This is a genomic window from Novosphingobium sp. SG720 (assembly GCF_012275365.1).
Classification (GTDB): domain Bacteria; phylum Pseudomonadota; class Alphaproteobacteria; order Sphingomonadales; family Sphingomonadaceae; genus Novosphingobium; species Novosphingobium rhizosphaerae.
Window position 1 is genome coordinate 194,728 of record NZ_JAAZQN010000006.1, and the last position, 20,397, is coordinate 215,124.

At 67.9% G+C, this 20,397-nt stretch carries 16 protein-coding genes; 9 read left to right on the forward strand and 7 right to left on the reverse strand.

Annotated features, from left to right (window positions below; genetic code table 11):
* The first annotated feature begins 4 nt into the window (after positions 1–4).
* Both FHW94_RS19240 and FHW94_RS19245 read left to right on the forward strand, forming a co-directional pair.
* Positions 5–745 carry an SDR family NAD(P)-dependent oxidoreductase gene (locus tag FHW94_RS19240; protein ID WP_168557454.1) on the forward strand — a complete coding sequence of 247 codons (741 nt, stop codon included), beginning with the start codon at positions 5–7 and terminating at the stop codon, positions 743–745.
* Between the two features lie 4 nt (positions 746–749).
* Positions 750–2,243, forward strand: coding sequence for a gamma-glutamyltransferase (locus FHW94_RS19245; protein ID WP_168557455.1), 1,494 nt, complete (start codon positions 750–752; stop codon positions 2,241–2,243).
* A 20-nt stretch (positions 2,244–2,263) separates the two neighbouring features.
* On the opposite strand, the gene FHW94_RS19250 is transcribed toward FHW94_RS19245, so the two are convergent.
* Genes FHW94_RS19250 through FHW94_RS19260 form a run of 3 tightly spaced genes read right to left on the reverse strand, consistent with a single transcriptional unit; the run spans position 2,264 to position 6,648 of the window.
* Positions 2,264–4,360: a malate synthase G gene (locus tag FHW94_RS19250; RefSeq protein WP_210425760.1), complete on the reverse strand. Its 2,097-nt coding sequence runs from the start codon at positions 4,358–4,360 to the stop codon at positions 2,264–2,266.
* A gap of 30 nt (positions 4,361–4,390) precedes the next feature.
* Positions 4,391–5,812 (reverse strand): allantoinase AllB, encoded by a 1,422-nt coding sequence (allB, locus tag FHW94_RS19255; RefSeq protein WP_168557456.1) that lies wholly within the window; start codon positions 5,810–5,812, stop codon positions 4,391–4,393.
* A gap of 32 nt (positions 5,813–5,844) precedes the next feature.
* Positions 5,845–6,648 (reverse strand): SDR family NAD(P)-dependent oxidoreductase, encoded by an 804-nt coding sequence (locus FHW94_RS19260; protein WP_349237561.1) that lies wholly within the window; start codon positions 6,646–6,648, stop codon positions 5,845–5,847.
* A gap of 151 nt (positions 6,649–6,799) precedes the next feature.
* Between FHW94_RS19260 and FHW94_RS19265 the strand changes: the two genes are divergently transcribed.
* Positions 6,800–7,795, forward strand: a complete 996-nt coding sequence (locus FHW94_RS19265) for a LysR family transcriptional regulator (RefSeq protein ID WP_168557458.1) — start codon at positions 6,800–6,802, stop codon at positions 7,793–7,795.
* Positions 7,796–7,839: 44 nt separating this feature from the next.
* Here the strand turns inward: FHW94_RS19265 and FHW94_RS19270 are convergent, their stop codons facing one another.
* Genes FHW94_RS19270 through FHW94_RS19280 form a run of 3 tightly spaced genes read right to left on the reverse strand, consistent with a single transcriptional unit; the run spans position 7,840 to position 12,582 of the window.
* Positions 7,840–9,495 (reverse strand): hydantoinase B/oxoprolinase family protein, encoded by a 1,656-nt coding sequence (locus tag FHW94_RS19270; RefSeq protein ID WP_168557459.1) that lies wholly within the window; start codon positions 9,493–9,495, stop codon positions 7,840–7,842.
* Positions 9,492–11,588 carry a hydantoinase/oxoprolinase family protein gene (locus FHW94_RS19275; protein WP_168557460.1) on the reverse strand — a complete coding sequence of 699 codons (2,097 nt, stop codon included), beginning with the start codon at positions 11,586–11,588 and terminating at the stop codon, positions 9,492–9,494. Before FHW94_RS19275 ends, FHW94_RS19270 begins: the two co-directional genes overlap by 4 nt.
* On the reverse strand, positions 11,581–12,582 hold the full coding sequence (locus tag FHW94_RS19280; RefSeq protein ID WP_168557461.1) for an isopenicillin N synthase family oxygenase: 1,002 nt from the start codon (positions 12,580–12,582) through the stop codon (positions 11,581–11,583). Before FHW94_RS19280 ends, FHW94_RS19275 begins: the two co-directional genes overlap by 8 nt.
* A 206-nt stretch (positions 12,583–12,788) precedes the next feature.
* On the opposite strand from FHW94_RS19280, the gene FHW94_RS19285 reads away from it, so the two are divergent.
* Genes FHW94_RS19285 through FHW94_RS19300 form a run of 4 tightly spaced genes read left to right on the forward strand, consistent with a single transcriptional unit; the run spans position 12,789 to position 16,733 of the window.
* Positions 12,789–13,592: an SDR family oxidoreductase gene (locus tag FHW94_RS19285; protein WP_168557462.1), complete on the forward strand. Its 804-nt coding sequence runs from the start codon at positions 12,789–12,791 to the stop codon at positions 13,590–13,592.
* A gap of 16 nt (positions 13,593–13,608) precedes the next feature.
* A complete protein-coding gene (metC, locus tag FHW94_RS19290; protein ID WP_168557463.1) occupies positions 13,609–14,808 on the forward strand; it encodes a cystathionine beta-lyase in 1,200 nt (399 codons plus the stop codon).
* A gap of 27 nt (positions 14,809–14,835) precedes the next feature.
* On the forward strand, positions 14,836–15,252 hold the full coding sequence (locus FHW94_RS19295; RefSeq protein WP_168557464.1) for a DUF3830 family protein: 417 nt from the start codon (positions 14,836–14,838) through the stop codon (positions 15,250–15,252).
* A gap of 8 nt (positions 15,253–15,260) precedes the next feature.
* A complete protein-coding gene (locus FHW94_RS19300; protein WP_168557465.1) occupies positions 15,261–16,733 on the forward strand; it encodes an aldehyde dehydrogenase family protein in 1,473 nt (490 codons plus the stop codon).
* Between the two features lie 71 nt (positions 16,734–16,804).
* On the opposite strand, the gene FHW94_RS19305 is transcribed toward FHW94_RS19300, so the two are convergent.
* Complete coding sequence (locus FHW94_RS19305) at positions 16,805–17,383, reverse strand: TIGR00730 family Rossman fold protein (protein ID WP_168557466.1); 579 nt, start codon at positions 17,381–17,383, stop codon at positions 16,805–16,807.
* 185 nt (positions 17,384–17,568) lie between these two features.
* Here FHW94_RS19305 and FHW94_RS19310 point away from each other — a divergent pair, with 185 nt between their 5' ends.
* Both FHW94_RS19310 and FHW94_RS19315 read left to right on the forward strand, forming a co-directional pair.
* A complete protein-coding gene (locus tag FHW94_RS19310; protein WP_168557467.1) occupies positions 17,569–18,903 on the forward strand; it encodes an aromatic ring-hydroxylating dioxygenase subunit alpha in 1,335 nt (444 codons plus the stop codon).
* Positions 18,900–20,339, forward strand: coding sequence for a glutamine synthetase family protein (locus FHW94_RS19315; RefSeq protein ID WP_168557468.1), 1,440 nt, complete (start codon positions 18,900–18,902; stop codon positions 20,337–20,339). The genes FHW94_RS19310 and FHW94_RS19315 overlap by 4 nt, the downstream gene beginning before the upstream one ends.
* Positions 20,340–20,397: the final 58 nt, after the last annotated feature.

Below are 20,397 nucleotides of genomic sequence, written 5' to 3' on the forward strand. Positions count from 1 at the left end.
CACCATGGCCACCGTGATCGTTGCTGGCGGCGCCACCGGAATCGGCCGTGCCAGCGCCCTGGGCTTTCGCGCGCGGGGCGATGATGTCCTGCTGATCGACCATCGCGAGGAAGCGGCGCAGGTCGCGGCCGAGGATCTGCCCGGCCGCTGCCTGTTCATGGCCGCAGACCTGGCCGATCCCGAAGTGCCGGCCCGCGCCGTGGCATTGGCGGTGGAAACCTTCGGCGGGCTCGACAGCGTGCTGGTGACGGCCGCCGTCATGCAATCGGCGGCGCTGGCGGAATGGACGCCGCAGATGTGGGCGCAATCGGTCAACCTCAACCTGGCCATGCCGTTCTTCCTGGCCCAGGCCGCCGCGCCGCACCTGCGCCGTTCGGAAAATCCATCGATCGTGCTGATTTCCTCCACCGGCGCGCTGCGCGGCCATGCCGGCATGTCGGCCTACCAGGCCACCAAGGCCGCCCTGCCTGGCCTCGCCCGCAGCCTGACTGCCGAACTCGGCCCCGATGGCATCCGCATCAACTGCATCCTGCCCGGCTGGATCGAAACGCCGTTCAACGATCCGTTCTGGCAGTACCAGCCCGATCCGGCCGAAAGACGCCGCGCGATCGAGGCGCAGATTCCCCTGCGCCGCCAGGGAGAACCGCTGGACGTGGCCAGCATGGTGCTGTTCATGTGCTCCCCGCAAGGGCGCTATATCGCCGGCACGTCGATCGTGATCGACGGCGGCTATACGGCGGTCTGAGGCCATGGCCCACTCCCATGGCTGGCGCCTGGCAGACAGCTTTTCCTCCGCCGTGCGCCCGGCGCTGCTCGGCAGCCTGGGCGCGGTTTCGGCCGCGCATCCCCTGGCCGTCGCCGCCGGGCAGGCCGCGCTGTTCGCCGGCGGTTCGGCGGCTGATGCGGCCATTGCGGCGCAGGCCGTGCTCTGTGTGCTGTGCCCCGATGCCTGCGGACTGGGCGGTGACATGTTTGCCCTGGTCGCCGATCGGGCGCAGACCCTGGCGATCAACGGCGCCGGCGCCACGCCGCAGGCCGCCACCACCTTTGCCGACGACGGGCCGCACAGCGTGACCGTGCCGGGCCTGGCCGGCGGCTGGGCCAAGCTGCATCGCCGCTGGGGCCGCCTGCCCGCCGCCACCGTGCTGGCGCCGGCCATTCGCCTGGCGCAGGATGGCCATCGCGTTTCGCCCACGCTGGCGGCGGCGGTCACGGCGCAGCGCGCACGGCTGCTCGCCCATGGCGCGGCAGCGTGGTCGCTGCTCAGCCTGGCTGCGGGCGATCGCCTGGTGCAGCCCGAACTCGCCGCCTTGCTGCGCAGCCTCGCCCACGATGGCTTCGACGCATTTTACACCGGCGCGCCTGCTGCCGCCATTGCCAGTGCCCTGGCGCAGCAGGGCGGCGCGATGGACCGGCGTGACTTGGCGCGCCATGTCACCCATGTCGGCCCGGCGCTCATCGTGGCTTATGCCGGGTGCACCGTGGCGGTGCAGCCCCCGCCCACCCAGGGCGTGCTTCTGGGCATGGCGCTCAAGGGCATGGCCGCCTGCGCCCCGGCCGACGATGCCGGGTCCGATCACACCGCCGTGGAATTGACCGAAGCCGCCTTTGCCTGGCGCGACGACGCCGCGCATCTGGGCGCCGCCCTGCTCGACCAGCCGCTGCCGATCGACCCGCAGCGCGCCGCGCGGCGCGGCGGTCCGCGCGCCTATCTCCACACCGCCGGGGTGGCGACGGCCGATGCCGATGGATTGGTGGTGTCATCGCTGGTTTCGGTGTTCGACGATTTCGGCAGCGGCGTCTTCGTGCCCGAACTGGGCATCACGCTCAACAACCGCGCCGGCGGCTTCACCCGTGGCGCCAATGCCCCGGCCGCCGGCAAGCGCCCGGTGCACACCCTGGCCCCGGCGCTGGTGCGCGGCCCGCAAGGTTGCCTGGCCTTGGCCACGCCGGGCGCCGATGGCCAGGTGCAGACCCTGTTGCAAGTGATCGACCGCACCTTGCGCCGGGGGCACGACCTGGCCGGCGCCATCGCCGCCCCGCGCTGGCGCAGCGAAGGCGCGCACCTGCTGATCGAGGAAGGCCATCCCCAGGCCGCTGCCCTCGCCCGCCGGGGCCATGCCCTGGCCCCGCTGCCACCGGGCCAGATGCGCTTTGGCGCCGTCGCCTGCGCGGGCCTGAGCAATGGCACGCCCCTGGCCGTGGCCGATTGGCGGCGCGAGAACTGGGCCGGCGTCGCCTGACACCGGCCCACGCCGCATCATTACCCCGCCTTGGCCCGCGCGCGAAAGGCGTGGAGCAGTGGCTCGGTATAGCCGCTGGGCTGCGCTTCCCCGGCAAAGACCAGCGCGCGCGCCGCCTGGAAGGCCAGGCTGCCCTGCGGATCGGCGGCCATCGGGCGATAGGCCGGATCGCCCGCGTTCTGCGCATCCACGCGCGCCGCCATGGCCAGCAGCGCCGCATCCACCTGATCCGCCGTGATCACGCCGTGGCGCAACCAATTGGCCAGGTGCTGGCTGGAAATGCGCAAGGTGGCGCGGTCTTCCATCAGGCCCACGTCATCCAGGTCGGGCACCTTGGAACAGCCCACGCCCTGGTCGATCCAGCGCACCACATAGCCGAGCAGGCCTTGCGCGTTGTTGTCCACCTCGGCCTGGATCTCTGCCGCGCTCCATGGCCGATCGGGTGCAATCGGCACGGTCAGCAGGTCGGCCAGCGGGGCCAGCGGCTCGGCCAGGCGCGCTGCCTGGCGGGCGGCCACGTCGATGCGGTGGTAATGCGTGGCGTGCAGCACGGCGGCGGTGGGCGAAGGCACCCAGGCGGTGTTGGCGCCGGCCTGCGGGTGCACGGTCTTTTGCGCCAGCATATCGGCCATGCGATCGGGCATGGCCCACATGCCCTTGCCGATCTGCGCCTTGCCGGCCAGGCCACAGGCCAGCCCGATCTGCACGTTGCGGTCTTCATAGGCGGCAATCCACGGCGTGGCTTTCATCTGCGCCTTGCGCAGCATCGGCCCGGCACGCATCGCGGTGTGGATCTCGTCACCCGTGCGATCGAGAAAGCCGGTGTTGATGAACATCACCCGGTGGCGCACCGCGTGGATGCAGGCGGCCAGGTTCACGCTGGTGCGGCGCTCCTCGTCCATCACGCCGATCTTGATGGTGTGCCGCGCCAGGCCCAGCAGGTCTTCCACCGCATCGAGCACGTCGTTGGCAAACGCGCATTCCGCCGGCCCGTGCATCTTGGGCTTGACGATATAGATCGAGCCGCTGCGGCTGTTGCGATAACGCCCACGCCCCTGCACATCGACCAGGCCGATCAGGCTGGTAATCACCGCGTCGACCAGCCCCTCGGGCGCGTCCTGCCCATCGGCCAGGCGCACGGCGGGCGTGGTCATCAGGTGGCCGACATTGCGCACCAGCAGCACCGAGCGCCCCGGCAGGGTGAACGGCCGGCCATCGGGGGCAACATAGCTGCGATCGGGCGCCAGGCGCCGCGTCTGCGTGGCACCGCCCTTGGCAAAGCTGGCCTGCAGATCGCCGCGCAGCAGGCCCAGCCAGTTGGCATAGGCCGCCACTTTGTCTTCCGCATCGACGGCGGCGATCGAATCTTCCAGGTCGCAGATCGTGGTCAGCGCCGCTTCCACCACGATATCGGCAAGGTGCGCACGGTCGGCCCTGCCGATGGGGTGGGCCGGATCGATCACCAGCTCGATATGCAAACCCTTGTTGCGCAGCAGGATGTTGGCGCCGGCGCGCCCCGCCCATTGCACCGGATCGGCCAGCAGCGGATCGCCGCCCGCCCAATCGGCCCACGAACCCTGCGCCAGCGGCACGGCCTGGTCCAGGAACGCGCGGCCCCAGGCGATCACTTGCGCGCCGCGCGCCGGGTCATAGTCCGCGCCCGCCGCCGTGCCCGGAATGGCATCGGTGCCATAAAGCGCATCGTAAAGGCTGCCCCAGCGCGCGTTGGCAGCATTGAGCAGGAAGCGCGCGTTGAGGATGGGCACCACCAGCTGCGGCCCGGCCAGCTCCGCCAGTTCCGCGTCCACGCCCCATGGGTCCACCTGGAACGGCAGCACCTCGGGCACGAGATAGCCGATCTCGCGCAGGAAGGCTTCGTGCGCGGCGGCGTCGAACGCCTGGCCAACCCGCGCCTCGTGCCAGGCGTCGAGCGCCTGCTGCAAGCGCGCCCGCTCGGCCAGCAAGACGCGGTTTTGCGGCGCAAAGCGTTCCAGCAGCGCGGCAAAACCGGCCCAGAACGCCTCGGGCGCAATCCCGCTGCCGGGCAGCGCCTGGTCTTCGACGAAGGCGGCAAGCGGCGCCGCCACGGCCAGCCCGGCCCTGGTTGTCATGGTCATGGCAATGGAGTCCCGTGGCGTCCTGGCGGCTTAGCGCTGCGGCGCCTTGGCCAGGATCGCGGCCGTTGTGGTGTGGGTGTTTTGCGGCGTGGGCGCGGGCATCTGCTGCACGCGGCGGATGTTGCGGCCATGGCCCTTGGCATCGGTGCAAAGCTGCCCGTCGCGCATCACGAAACGGCCGCGCACCAGGGTGTGGATCGGCGCACCCCGCGCCACCCAGCCCTGGAACGGGGTGGAATTGCCCTTGGACTGCAGATCGGCCGAATCCACCACGGTTTCACGGTCAAGGTCCACGATTACGATATCCGCGTCCGATCCGGGCAGCAGCGCGCCCTTGCGCGGATAGAGGCCAAAGGCCTTGGCCGGGGCAAGCGAGGTCATCTTCACATATTGCGTGATGGTCATGCGGCCCGAAACCACCTGGCTGAGCATCAGCGGCATCTGGGTCTGCACCCCGGTAAAGCCGCAATCGGCGGTCCAGATATCGTCGCGGTGCTTTTCATCGTGGCTGTGCGGCGCATGGTCGGTGGCGATCATGTCGATCGTGCCGTCGGCCACGCCCTGCCACAACTGGTCCTGGTGCACCTTTTCGCGCACCGGCGGGTTGACGCGGATCAGCGACTTCTTGTCGGTATAAGCGTGCTCGTCGAGCAGCAGGTAATGCGGGCAGGTTTCGGCGGTGATGTCCACCCCGCGCAGCTTGGCTTCGCGCAAGGGGCGCAGTTCGTCGCCCGAGGAAACGTGCAGGATGTGGATGCGCGCGCCGGTCCATTCAGCCAGGATCGCGGCGCGGGCCACCGCTTCCACCGCCACGACCGGGGGCCGCGCGTCGAGGTGGGCCAGCGGGTCGCAGCGCCCGGCGGCCATCAGCTTCTTCTGGCGGCGCGCCATGATCGAGGCGTTTTCGGCATGCAGCGCCACGCGATAGCCGTGCTTGGCGACGATCTCGAACCCTTCGAGGATCGCGCCCGAAGGCGGCGAGGGCAGATTGCCGAAAGTGTTGCCCATGAAGCACTTGAACGCGGCCACGCCGCCTTCGATCAGGGCTTCGAGTTCATCGATGTTGGATTCGCCCAGCAGGCCATAGATACCGAAATCGACATAGGCGGTTTCGGCCTGCTTGAGCTTGAGATTGAGCGCCTCCACCGTGCCGGTCGGCGGGTTGGTGTTGGGCATTTCGAACACCGTGGTCACCCCGCCCATTGCCGCGCTGGCCGTGCCGGTTTCCCAGGTTTCCTTGTGGGTATAGCCGGGATCGCGGAAGTGCACGTGCGCGTCGATCGCGCCGGGCAGCAGGTACTTGCCGGTGGCATCGAGCACCTCGGCCGCCTCGGGCATGGCATCGGCCGCGCCGATGGCCAGGATGGCACCATCCTTGATGGCCACCGATGCGGCAAAGGTGGTGCTGTCGGTCACCAGCGTGGCGCCGTGGATGACGAGATCGGCAAGCATCGGAAAATCTTTCTGTCTGGAAACGGGAGAGGTCAGAGCGAGGCCCAGCCGCCATCGACCGGCAGGTCGACACCGGTGATCTGGCGCGATGCGTCGGACGCCAGGAACAGGCAGGCATTGGCCACATCCTCGGCCTGGCTGATGCGGCGCAGGGCATATTCGGCGGCATGCTCGGCAATCACTTCGTCTTCGCTCAGGCCGCGCGCAGCGGCCATGCCGGGCATCACCTTGGTGCGGAAACGCGGGCCATCGACCATACCGGGCGCCACGATGTTGACGTTGATATTGTGCGGCCCGGCCTCGATCGCGGTGGACTTGGTAATCCCGCGCAGGCCCCACTTCGATGCCGAATAGGCCATGCGCCCGGCGCGGCCATGCATGCCGAACGTGCCACCGACATTGACGATCTTGCCATAGCGGCGCGCGATCATCGTCGGCAACACCGCGCGCATCATGTGAAAGCAGCCCGCCATGTTGAGCCGCACGATCTCGTCGAACGCTTCGGGCGTGGTTTCCCATGCCGGCAGGCCGACCGGGCCGGTTCCGCCCGCCACGTTGACCAGCACATCGACCTGGCCATGGGCAGCAACCACAGCGGCAACGGCGGCGTCGCACTGCGCCGCATCGGTAACATCACAGGAAAAAGTTGAAATTCTTTCAGCGTATTCGGGGTTATCTTCACGAAGCTTTTCAAGAGCAGACAAGTCTCTTCCAAGAACAGCTACGAAAGAACCTTCCTTGCAAAACGCATTTGTGATCGCCGGGCCCATGCCCTTTCCGGCACCAGTGATGACCACAACTTTATCTACAAGGCCAATTTCCATACGTAACCCCATGAATTTTTTCCGGCGTCTTCACATATTTGAAAAATACTTGTTGATTTTTGCTGCAGCATGTGAAGTGCCTGTCACTGCATAGGCTATCCCCTGTTGCCCTTGGTGTGCTAAAAGGATGGCATGCCGGTGCAAAAATACGAACGGAACCATCGTGGCGCTGCGTAACCAACGAATCTGGGCCTACATCGATGAAGTCGCGCGTGCCGGCTCGGTACGCCAGGCGGCAGAGCGCCTGAACATGACGCCTTCGGCCCTGCTGCGGCGCATCCAGGACGTGGAACACGATCTGGGCGCCCCGCTGTTCGAACGCCATTCGCTGGGCGTGCGGCTGACTGCGGCGGGCGAACTGTTCATCCGCTGGATCCGCACGCAATCGGCCGAATTGCAACGCGTCTATTCGCAGATCGAGGAACTGGGCGGCCTGCAGCGCGGCGATATCCGCATCGCCTGCAGCCAGGCGGTAGCGCGCAGCTTCCTGCTGCAGCAAGTGGTGGATTTCCGCGCGCGCCATCCCAACGTGAAGTTCCGCATCGTGGTGACCGACCATATCAGCGCGGTGCGCCAGTTGACCGAATACGAGATCGACCTGGCGCTGATCTTTCGCCCGCTGCGCCATCCCGAACTGCACCCGATCCTGTCGATCGGCCAGGGCCTGGTCGCGATCATGGCGGCGGACCATCCCTTGGCCGACAAGGCCGTGCTGCGCCTGCGCGAATGCGCGCATTACGACCTCGCCATGCCCGACACCGCGTTCGGCGGCCGCGAGATCATCGAAACGCGCCTGGCCAACAGCTCGGTCAAGCCGCGCATCGTGGTGGAATCCAACAATTTCGACATGCTCGGCGAAATCGTCGCGTCCAGCGATCTGATCACGTTCCAGATCGACATCGGCGCCGAACTGTGGCGCCGTGATCCGCGCTTTGCCGTGCGCCGCATCAACGATGTGGACCGCACTTATGGCCCGTTGGTGCTGGGACAGCTGAAAGGCCGCCCGCTGCCACTGGCCGCCGCCAAGTTTGCCGAACAACTCGCGCGCGACATGCACGCCTGCCGCACCCTGCCCATGGCCGAAATGCCAGCGTTCGAAGACGACGAGGATGAACACCTCGCGCTCGACATGCAGGAAGAAAGCCCCGACCAGCTATGAGCCGGCCCCCTCACCCCGGAGCATATCCGGGGTGAGGGGGCCGGTCAGGACGCCTGGTAGATCGTCCGCGCCGCCTGCGGTGACACAAAGCCTTCGGCCAGGTCTGCCGCCAGGGCCTCGGGCCGGCGCGCATGGGGATCGCCCAGGCCCGCCCCGCCCGGCACATCGAGCACCAGACGCTGCCCGGCGGGAATTTCCTGCCGGCCCTTGCCGCGCAGCACGGTGCCGTCCGTCAGCCGCACCTGGCCCAGCGAACCATCGGCGCCGCCCTCACGCCCGCGTGCGGCATGGCCCACGCGCTCGAACATGGCGAGCACTTCAAAGCCGCTGCCATCGCGCATTGCCACTTCCACGCGCTGGCCCAGCCCGCCGCGCAGCGCCCCGGCGCCGCCGCTGTCGGCCAGCAATTCCTTGCGCCAGATCACGATCGGGGCGCCGTGCTCGGTCACTTCCACCGGCATGGCGCGCACGCCGCTGGGAAAGGCCGTGCCATCCAGGCCGTCCTGCCCCGGCCGCGCGCCCGATCCGCCCGAATTGAAGAAGATCGTGTCGAACAGATCGCCCGGCGTGCCTTGCTCGATTTCGGGATGGCGCCCGCGCAACTGCACGCTCCACAGGCACGAAGACCCTTCCACCGGCACGCGATCGGGGATCGCCTGCGACAGGCAGCCGAACACCAGATCGGGCAGCATCTGCCCCACGATGTGCCGCGCCGCCACCGGCCAGGGCCGCTGCACGTTGAGGATCGAGCCTTCGGGCGCATCCACTTCGTAAGGCAGCAGCGCGCCGTGGTTGTTGGGCACTTCCGGGCTGATCACGCAGCGCAGCGCAAACACGGTATAGGCGCGGGCATAATTGAGCACCACGTTGATCCCGCGCGGCAGGCAGGCGTCCGATCCGGCGTAGTCCACCTTCACGCGCTCCCCGTCGATGGTCAGCGTGGCGCGCAGGGTGACCGGGGCGTCATAGCCGTCGATCACCAGGCTGCTGCTCCACGAACCTTGCGGCAGGCGTGCGATTTCCGCGCGCGTGGCGTCGAGCGACTGGGTGACGATGGTATCGGCCACGTCCTGGAGATCGTCCATGCCGAATTCGCCCAGCATCGCCGCCAGGCGCCGGATCGCGGCGTTGTTGCTGGTCACATAGCTCAGGATATCGCCGCGCACCTGCAAGGGCGTGCGCACGTTCTGGCAGACGATTTCCAGCAATTGCTCGTTCAATTCGCCCCGGCTGGCCAGCTTCATCAGCGGGATCTGGATGCCTTCTTCATAGATGGAGCGGCCATCGGGTCCCTGGCCCAGCCCGCCGATATCCACCTGGTGGCAGCACACCCCGAACAGGCCGACGATGCGCCCCTGGTGGAACGCGGGCGAAACCACGGTCACGTCGTGCAGGTGCCCGGCGGTAAGCCAGGGATCGTTGGTGATGAAGTGATCGCCCGGCTCCATCGTAGCGAGCGGGAAGCGGTCGATGAAATGGCGCACGCCCGCCGCCATCGAATTGACGTGGCCGGGCGTGCCGGTCACCGCCTCGGCAATCAGGCGGCCTTCCAGGTCGAACAGCGCGGCGGACAGATCGCCCGCATCGCGCACCGTGGTGGAAAACGCCGTGCGCATCAGGGTCTGCGCCTGTTCTTCGACAATGGCGATCAGGCGGGTCCAGATCACCTGGTGGCGCAGTTGCGACAGGGCATTGCTCATGCGCGGGGCTCCTCGGGCCGGCGGGTACAGACAAGCGTGCGGTTGGCATCCATGCGCGCGTCGAAACGCGGCGAGACGACCGTGGTGGTTTCGCGCTCGGTCACCAGGACCGGGCCACGCACGGCATCGCCCGGCGCCATGTCTTCGCGCGCCACCACGGCAAAGCGCAGGGGCGCGCCGTCCTGCGGATCGATCACTTCGCGCCAGGCGGTGGGTTCGATCCAGCGATCGGCCAGCGGCGCGGCCGCGCCCTGCCCTTGCCACACTTGGGCCGCCACAGCGACGCGGAAGGTCAGCAGTTCCACCGGCAGGTCGAGCGCCTGGTTGCCATATTGCGTGCGATAGGCGGCCTCAAACAGGCCGCGCAGTTCCGCCACGCCAGGCAGCGGCCCTTCGGGCAGATCGAACGGGATTTCAAAGCCCTGCCCGGCATAGCGGCCCAGCGCCACGCGGCGTTCGCTTTGCGCAGCGCCCGGCGCGCCCTTGGCCACCAGGTCTTGCGCCTGTGCGGCCATGGCGCCCAGCAGCGCATCGAGCGTCGCCAGATCGGCGCCCTCGGTCAGCAGCACATGGTGGCTGCGCGCCACTTCATAGGATACCGGCGCGCGCAGAAAGCCAACGGCCGATCCCACGCCCGCGCCGGCCGGCACGATCACCCGGCCAATGCCCAGCTTTTCGGCAAAGCGCACGGCATGGAGCGGCGCCGCGCCGCCAAAGGCGATCAGGCTGCGGTCTTCCAGCGTCATGCCCTGCTCCACCGCGTGAACGCGCGCGGCGCTGGCCATGGTCTCGTCCACGATCTCGCTCACCCCCACGGCCAGCGTGGGTGCCGCGCCGTCCCAGATGCGCAAGTCCGCCAGGGCGGTCGCCGAAGCGGCGGGATCGAGCGAGACCTTGCCCCCGGCAAAGCGCGCCGGATCGATCCGGCCCAGCACGATATCGGCATCGGTCACGGTGGGGCGCGTGCCGCCCCGGCCATAGGCCGCCGGCCCCGGTTCCGATCCGGCCGAATGCGGCCCCACGGCCAGGCGCCCGGCGCGATCGACCGAGGCGATCGAACCGCCACCCGCGCCGATTTCCACCATTTCCACCACGGGAATGCGCAAGGGCAGGCCCGATCCCTTGCGGAACCGATGCGCGCGGCCAACCTCAAACACCTGGCTGGTCTGCGGCCTGAATTGGTTGATCAGGCAGATCTTGGCAGTGGTGCCGCCCACGTCGAGCGCCAGCACTTCCCCGGCGCCGCATTCCGCCGCCACCGAGGCGGCAAAGATCGCCCCGCCCGCCGGCCCGCTTTCCACCAGCCGCACCGGAAACCGCGCGGCGATATCCACCGTGGTCAGCCCGCCCGAAGAGAGCATCAGGTACAGCGGGCAGGCAAAGCCCATGTCCGCCAGCCGCGTTTCCAGCCGGCGCAAGTAAGCATCGACGATCGGCTGGACATAGGCATTGGCCACCGTGGTGGAAAAGCGTTCGTACTCGCGCATTTCGGGCGAGACTTCGCTCGACAGCGACAGGCTCACACCCGGCATTTCCTCGGCCAGGATGCGCGCGGCCTGCTGCTCGTGCGCCGGGTTGGCATAAGCATGGAGGAACGCCACCGCCACCGCGCGAATGCCCTCGGCGCGGAATGTAGCCGCCGCTTCGCGCACGCCCGCTTCGTCCAGCGGCAGGAGCACTTCGCCGGTCGCAGCCATGCGCTCGCCCACGCCCAGGCGCAGCTTGCGCGGCACGAGCGGCGCGGGCTTTTCCATGGCGATGTCATACTGGTCGAAGCGGCTTTCGCTGCCCAGCGCCAGCACATCGCGAAAGCCTTCGGTGGTCAGCAGGGCCGTCGGCACCCCGCGCCGCTCGATCAGGGCGTTGGTCGCCAAAGTCGTGCCGTGGACCACCAGGTCCACGTCGGCCGGGGTCAGCCCCGCTTCGTCGAGCAGCAGCGCCACCCCTTCGAGCAGGGCCCGCTCAGGCGCGTCATAGGTGGTGAGGATCTTGGTCGAATGGCGCGCGGTGGCGGTTTCCAGCACCACGTCGGTAAAGGTACCGCCGATATCGGCACCGATGCGCGCGCGGGGCCGCGAGAGTTGTTCAGCCATAGATGTCCTGGGGATTTTTCGCGAGAGTGGCATAGAAGCGGGCAAGGTGATCGGCCACCTTCACCGCCGGGTAGCGCGGGGTATCCGCCCCCACCAGTTCGGGCAGCGGCGCGACGACCACGGCGCGATCGGGATTGGCGAAATAGGGCACGGAAAAGCGTTCTTCCCCGGCGCGGTTGCGCACGCGGTGGAAGTTCGACAGGAAGCGGCCGTTGGACCACCACATCATCATGTCGCCCACGTTGATGGTATAGGCCCCGGCAATCGGCGGCGCCTTGATCCACACCCCGTCGCGGCGCTTCACTTCCAGCCCGCCGACTTCGCCCTGGGCGAGAATGGTGAAGGGCCCTTCGTCGGTGTGCGGCACCATGTTCGACACTTCGTCATCGGCCATGGCGGGCAGGCGCGGATAGAAGTTCATCGACAGTTGCGAGGCGGGATGGCGGAACCACCCGTCAAAGCGGTGTTCGGGCAAGCCCAGGCCCAGCGCAAAAGCGCGCAGCAATTCGCGCGACAGGTTGAGCATCGCATCAAGGTAGGCCTCGCTCGCGGCGCGGAATTCCGGCATGTCGGCGGGGAAGCGGTTGGGGTGATCAAAGATCGCGGCATGGTCCATGTCGGCCGGATCGGCCGGCCATTCATGCTGCAATCGATATTGCTCGAACAGGCGGGTGTTGCGCGAAAAGCCATCGGCCTCGGGCGCGCCGATCCAGCCGCGATACCATTCGGGCGTTGCCGCGCTCTGCGCCCGCTCGGCGCGGGGCCGGGCAAAGAACGCCGCCGCTGCGGCAAAGACATCCTCGCGCGCGGCCTGGGGCACGCCGTGCCCGGCCAGATAGAAAAAGCCGATCTCTTCGCAGGCGCGGGCGATGGCCTCGGCCACCTCTTGGCGCGCGGCGGCATCGCCGCTCAGGAACGGCGCAAAATCAATGAGAGGCACCTCGTCCAGCGTGATCGCTTGGGCGGCGGATACGTCATCGGCGGAACGGCTCATCGAACAGGCTCCATCGCGAAGGCCAAGGGCAGGGCGCGCAGGCGGCGCCACCATGCCGGCCGGGCATATGGTATGACTAAGGCAACACTTGGCCCCTGAGCGTTGTTTTTTTGGTACTCCCCCGCTGCCGAAACATCACCTTGGCGCACCACCCCCCACCGGCTAGTCCATAAACTGCACACCATCACCACAAGCACGGGCGCAGCATGACAGGCAACAACGGGCAAGCCGAGCCTTTGGCCGGAACCCTGGCAGGGCAGATCATCGCCCTCACCGGCGGCACGCGCGGGCTCGGCCTGGCGCTGGCCCATGCCCTGGTGGCCCAAGGCGCGCGCGTGGCGCTGATCGGGCGTGATGCCGCCACCGGTGCCGCCGCGCAGGCCAGCGTGGGCACCGCCGCCCGCGCCTATGCCGCAGACGTCACCGACGCCGCCGCGCTCGCCGCCACCTTTGCCGCCATCGCGCAAGACTTGGGGCCGGTCGATGCGCTGGTCTGCGCCGCGGGCGTCAGCAGCGGCAAGGCCCCGATCTGGGAAAATGGCGAGGCCGCCTATCGCCACTGCTTCGATATCAACGTGCTGGGCGTGATCAACGCACTGGGCGCGGCCATGCCGGCCATGGTGGCGCGCGCCGGCGGCCAGGTCGTGGTGATCGGCGGCACCTATGGACACAAGGGCGTGGCCGGCCAGGGTATCTATGCCGCCTCGAAATGGGCCGTGCGCGGGCTGGTGCGCTCGGCCGCGCTCGATGGCGCGCCGCACGGCGTGCGCGTCAACATGGTATCGCCGGGCGGCATCGACGGCGAACGCCTGCGCCGCCTGTTCCGCCAATCGGCGGAGCGCAATGGCGAAGCGCCCGACGCACCCTACAACCGCTTTGTCCAGTCCACCGCGCTGGGCCGCCTGGTGGGCGAGGACGACGTTGCCCGCGCCGTGCTGCACCTGCTTGGCCCCGGCGGGCGCATGATGACCGGGCAGGACATCGTCGTCGACGCCGGAACGATACTCTGAAGGAGCCTGAACCAAGATGACCATCGATCTTTCGCGCTTTGGCCGCGGCACGCAGACCCTGCACGCCGGGCGCGATCCGGCGGCCAACTTCGGCGTGGTCAATCCGCCGGTCTATCACTGCTCCACCGTGCTGTTCGACAGCGTGGAACAGTTGCTGGAAACGCGCCGCGACCGCGCCTCGGGCGCCTATGTCGGCTTTACCTATGGGCGCGAAGGCACCGCCACGACCCGCGCGTTCGAGGATGCCATCACCCTGCTCGAAGGCGGCTATCGCGCCGTCACCACCAGTTGCGGGTTGGGTGCGATCTGCGCCGCGCTCACCGCATTTCTTTCGGCCGGCGATCACCTCCTGATCGTGGACAGCCTCTATGGCCCGGCCCGCGCGTTCTGCGAGGAATTCCTCAAGAAATTCGGCGTGGACGTGACCTATTACCGCCCCTCGATCGGCGCGGGGATAGAAGCCCTGATCAAGCCCAACACCCGCGTGATCTACATGGAAAGCCCCGGCTCGCTGACGTTCGAGATGACCGACGTTCCGGCCATCACCAAAGTGGCGCGCGCGCGCGGGATCAAGACCGTGTTCGACAACACCTGGAGCAGCCCGGTCAATTTCCGCCCGCTCGAACACGGCGTCGACGTGTCGATCAACGCCGCCACCAAATACATCTCGGGCCATTCCGACCTGATGCTGGGCGTGGCGGTCTGCACCGAGGAAGCGTTCATCCCGGTCAAGAAGACGGCCTCGGGCAGTGGCTATTGCGGCGGGCCCGACGATATCTACATGGCCCTGCGCGGCCTGCGCACCCTGCCGCTGCGGATGAAGCAGCACCATGCCTCGGCGCTGGCCGTGGCGCAGTGGCTGCAGGCCCGGCCCGAAGTGGCGCAAGTGATGTATCCCGCCCTGCCCGATGATCCCGGCCATGCGATCTGGAAGCGCGATTACGATGGCGCCTCGGGCCTGTTCGGCGTGGTGCTCAACGCCTGCACCGATACGCAGTTTGCCGCGATGCTCGATCACATGGACCTGTTCAAGCTGGGCTACAGCTGGGGCGGCTATGAAAGCCTGGTGGTGCCCACTTATCCGTCAGACCTGCGTTCGGAAGTGACGTGGGAAGCGCCCGGCCCCAGCCTGCGCCTGCATGTCGGGCTGGAAGACGTGGACGACCTTATCGCCGATCTTGAACGCGGCTTTGCCCGCATGCACGCGGCTGCCTGATATTCCCCTGTTTTCGCGGAGTTTTTCATGACCCTGGTTGCCGTCAAGGCTGGCCCCTATGCCTTCACCGCCCGCCTGGAAGAGGAACTGGCGCCCGTCACCTGCGCCCGCTTCAAGGCGATGATGCCCTATGATGAAAAGGTCATCCACGTGCGCTGGAGCGGCGAAGGCGTGTGGATCCCGATGGGCAACACGGTCTATGACCTGCCCTGGGAAAACCCCACGCGCTATCCCGCGCCCGGCGAATTCATCTTCTATCCCGGCGGCTACAGCGAAACCGAAATCCTGCTCGCCTATGGCGGCGTGGCCTTTGCCAGCAAGCTGGGGCCGCTCGCCGGCATCCACTTCATGACAATCATCGAAGGCAACGAAAACCTCGTCAAGCTCGGCAAGCAGACGCTGTGGGAAGGCGCCCAGTCGATCTCCTTTACCCTCAAGGACTGACCCCAGCCATGGCCCCGCATCCCTTCCTCACCGGCACCCCGCTGGGCCTGTTGATCGACGGGGCCTTCGTGCCGGCCGCCGATGGCCAGACCCTGCCTTCGCACAACCCGGCCACGGGCGAACACCTCGCCGATTTTGCGCGCGGCCAGGCCGCCGACGTGGACCGCGCCGTGGCGGCGGCGCGCGCGGCATTCGAATCCGGCCCCTGGCCGCGCTTCTCCCCGGCCGAGCGCCAGGCGCTGCTGCTGCGCCTGGCCGATCTGGTCGCCGCCCAGGCGGAAGACTTCGCCCTGCTCGACACGCTCGACATGGGTTCGCCGATCCGCCACACGCGCGGCAGCGTGGCGATGCTGACCGACCTGTTGCGCTATTACGCCGGCATGGCGCGCGGGATCGAGGGCGTGACCGCAACCCCTTCCAATCCCGCCATGTTCGCCTGCACGGTGAAGGAACCGGTCGGGGTCTGCGCGGCGATCATTCCGTGGAACGGGCCGCTGTGGGCCAGCATTCTCAAGCTCGGCCCCGTGCTCGCCACCGGCTGCACCCTGGTGCTCAAGCCGGCGGAGGACGCCTCGCTTTCCCCGCTGCTGCTGGGCAAGCTGGCGCTGGAAGCGGGCGTGCCACCGGGCGTGTTCAACGTGGTGACGGGCCTTGGCGGCGAAGCGGGCGCGGCGCTGGCCGCGCATCCCGGCGTGGACAAGATCGCCTTTACCGGATCGGACGCCACCGGCCGGGCGATCATGGCCTCGGCCGCCGGCAGCCTCAAGCGAATCAGCCTGGAACTGGGCGGCAAATCGCCCAACATCGTCTTTGCCGATGCCGATCTCGACAAGGCCGCGCGCATGGCGGTGGTCGCCGCCTTTGCCAATTCAGGCCAGGTATGCAGCGCCGGCACGCGCCTCTTCGTGGAACGCGGCGTGGCCGATGATTTCGCCGCTGCCGTGGCCCATCATGCCGGCGCGCTGCGCCTGGGCAACGGGATCGATCCGGCAACGGACCTGGGCCCACTGGTCTCCGCCCGCCAGTTGGCGCGCGTGACCGGCCATATGGACGATGCCCTGGCCGAAGGCGCGGGCGCGGTCTGCGGCGGCGTGCGGCTGAACGAAGGGGCCTTTGCCCAAGGGTTCTTCTTCCCGCCCACGGTGCTTTCGGGCGCGACCGATACGATGCGCGCGGTGCGCGAGGAAATCTTCGGCCCGATCCTGGCGGTGCTGCCGTTCGACAGCGAAGAGGAAGTGGTGACCCGCGCCAATGCCACGCCGTTCGGCCTGGGCGCGGGCGTGTGGACCGGCAACGTGGGCCGCGCCCATCGCCTTAGCCGCCGCCTGCGCGCCGGGTCGGTCTGGGTGAACTGCTACAACGCGATCGACCCGGCGGTGCCATCGGGCGGGATGAAGGCCAGCGGCATGGGCCGCGAATATGGCAAGAACCACCTGGAGGAACACCTGGAAACCAAGTCCCTCTGGATCGCCACGGATTGACGATTGACGCGGGGGAGACGAGTCTGAAGGTGCGGGGCGGACGGCTTATCAGCCATTCGCCCCGCGTTTTTTCACATCCACTTCTGCACGGTGGGCTTTTCGAACACTGCCAGCTTGTCGATCAGCGCCTCGGGCGCGGGATCGAGCGCGATGCCTTCGCGGTGCGCGGCGGGCAGGAACTTGCGCGCGATCATCGTGTCGATAAAGCCCATAAAGCTGTCGTAATAGCCATCGACGTTGAGCAGGCCGACCGGCTTGTCCACGTCGCCCAACTGGTTGAGCGTCCAGGCTTCCATGAATTCCTCGGCGGTGCCGATGCCGCCGGGCAGGGCGATGCAGGCATCGGCCAGATCGAGCATCCGCTCCTTGCGCGCGCGCATGCCATCGACGATCTCGCTTTCGCTCAAGGCCGGGTGAAGGTGCCCCTTGTCGTGCAGGCGCTGGGTGATCACGCCATGCACCCGCCCGCCGCCGGCCAGCGCCGCATCGGCCAGAATGCCCATCAGGCCCTTGTGCGTGCCCCCATAGACCACGCCAATGCCCCGCCGTGCCAGCGCGCTGCCCAATGCGGCAGCGGCCTCTTTATAGGCGTCCCCCTCCCCCACGTTCGATCCGCAGAAAATGGCGATGGCAGACAAGGTGCGGGGCATGGGGCAAGGCCTTCGGGCTGGGGCTGAAATGGTGGTGCCGGTGCTAGCCGATGCGGGCGCCGCTGTGCAATCCGGCAAGCGTTGCCCAAACGTGGCACATCGCGCAACGCGGCGCTGCCAAAGGGGCAACACCCGCGCCGCGCCATCCGGGGCAAATGTGGGGCATTCCAACAAGAGGCCTCCCCATGACGCCCGAACAGAACAAGTTCATCACGCTTTCCGGCCCCGCCACGCCGCTGGGCGATCTGCTGCGCCAATACTGGCAGCCCGTGGCGATCAGCGAAGAGCTGCAAGGCGAGCGCCCGCTCAAGGCGATCAAGGTGCTGGGCCAGGACCTGGTGCTGTTTCGCGACGAAGACGGGCGCCTTGGCCTGATCGACCGCGATTGCCCGCATCGCGGCGCAGACCTGGCGTTCGGCCGGCTGGAAGACGGCGGCGTGCGCTGCCCGTTCCACGGCTGGCTGTTCGATGTGAACGGCGCGTGCCTGGAAACCCCGGCAGAGCCCAAGGGCAGCAGCTTCTGCAAGCGCATCAAGCAGCGCGCCTATCCGGTGCGCGAAGTGGGTGGCACCATCTTCGGCTGGTTCGGCCCGCTCGACGCCGATGGGCAGGCCCCGGCCCTGCCCGCGCTCGATTGCCTGGCCGCCCCCGATAGCCATGTCTTCTCGTTCAAGGGCTATCTCGACTGCAACTGGCTCCAGGCGCTGGAAGTGGGCATGGACCCGGCCCACGCCAGCTTCCTCCACCGCTATTTCGAGGATGCCGAGGCCGACGCCAACTATGGCAAGCAGTTCCGCGCCCATTCGACCGACAGCGACCTGCCGATGACCAAGGTGCTGCGCGAGTACGATTGCCCCGATATCGCCGTCACCCCCAGCGATTGCGGCCTGCGCATCACGACGCTGCGTCACCTCGATGGCGGCGACACCCATGTGCGCGTCACCAACGTGCTGTTCCCGCAGGCTTTCGTCATCCCGCTTTCGTCCACCATGACGATCACGCAGTGGCACGTGCCGATCGATGACGAGAGCTGCTATTGGTATGCCATGTTCACCAGTTTTGCCGAGCCGGTGGACAAGCCGCTGATGCGCGAACAGCGCCTGCAGCTCTACACCCTGCCCGATTACATGCCGCGCGTGGGCCGCCACAACAACTGGGGCTTCGACGTGGCCGAGCAGAAGACGCGCACCTTCACCGGCATGGGCGAAGACATCAACGTGCACGATCAGTGGGCGGTGGAAAGCCAGGGCCGCATCCAGGACCGCACGCGCGAGCATCTGGGCACGTCGGACAAGGCGATCGTCGCTTATCGCGTCATGCTGATCAACCAGATCAAGAAAGTGCAGAAGGGCGAAACGCCGCTGGCCCTGCCGCCGCTGGGCGAAAGCAATGCCGGCGCCGGCCCGGCCACGATCGACGGCGTGGCGCCCGGCGGCACGGCGCCCGAGGCCTATTGGCGCGACGCGGTCGAACGGCTGCGCGCCGAGGCGACCTGGACCGTGCCCGCGCTCGCGCTATGAGCGGGTTCGTCTTGGCCCAAGGGCTGTGGAGCGAAGAGCAGGCGGCCGCCGCGGCCGACCTGCCGCGCCGCCTGGCCGATGCCGGGGTCCATTCGGTGCGCCTGGGCTTTCCCGATCTGCACGGGATTGTGCGCGGCAAGACAGTGATGGCCGCCGCCCTGCCCGGCGCGCTGGAACAGGGCCTGTCGATCACCTCCAGCCTGCTGCTGAAAGACACGTCGCACCGCACCGTGGTGCCGGTCTTTGCAGCGGGCGCAGGCATTGGCCGGGCCGATCTCCAGGGCGCGGGCGATCTGGTCATGGTACCCGATCCGCTCAGTCTCAAGCTCCTGCCCTGGGCGCCGGGCACGGCCTGGATGCTGGGCGATTTGTTCTTTGTCGATGGCACGCCTTACCCCTGGTGCCCGCGCCGCATCGCCCGCGATGCGGTTGCGCGCCTTGGCCAGCGCGGCCTGGCGTTCATGAGCGGGCTGGAAGTGGAATTCCACCTCACCCGCCTGGTCGATCCGCGCCTTGCGCCCGATGACGCCGGCCAGCCCGGCACGCCGCCCGATGTTGCGCTAACGCACCAGGGCTATGCCTATCTCACCGAGCAGCGCTACGACACGATCGAGCCGATCCTCGATGTGCTGCGCCAGACTTGCGCCGCGCTGGATCTGCCGCTCACCTCGATGGAGCTGGAATTCGGACCGTCGCAGGTGGAATTTGTGTTCGGCGTGCAGGAAGGCATCGCCTCGGCCGATGCGATGATCCTGTTCCGCACCGCGGCCAAGCAGGTGGCGCGCCGCCATGGCCATCACGCCAGCTTCATGTGCCGCCCCGCCCTGGCTCAGGCGATGTCCAGCGGGTGGCACTTGCACCAGTCGCTGGTTGATAGCGCCAGCGGGCGAAACGCCTTTGCCCAAGGCGATGGCCAGCCCGGCCTTTCAGCCCTGGGGCAGCACTATCTGGCCGGGCTGCTCGATCACGCCGCCGCCGCCATGCCGCTCACCACGCCCACGATCAACGGCTACAAGCGCTATCGCGCCAACTCGCTTGCGCCCGATCGCATCGCCTGGGGGCAGGACAATCGCGGCGCCATGCTGCGCGTGCTGGCCAAGGGCAGCCCCGGCGCCACCCGCATCGAAAACCGCGTGGGGGAGCCAGCGGCCAATCCCTATCTCTACCTCGCCTCGCAGATGGTTTCGGGCCTGGCCGGCATAGAAGCCGGCGCGCTGCCGCCCCCGGCGGTGGACAGCCCCTACCAGGCGCCCGCCCCGCTGCTGCCCACCAGCCTGGAAAGCGCCCTGCCCGCGCTGGAACAAAGCGCCACGCTGCGCGAAGGGCTTGGCAGCGGCTTCGTCGATCACTTTGCCCGCATCAAGCATGCCGAAGTGGCCCGCTACAATGCCACGGTCACCGATTGGGAACACCGCGAATACTTCGATCTGTTCTGAAAACCCGCGCCTGACGGGTCGCATGGAAAGCCCCCCGGATGATCGCCATCCGGGGGGC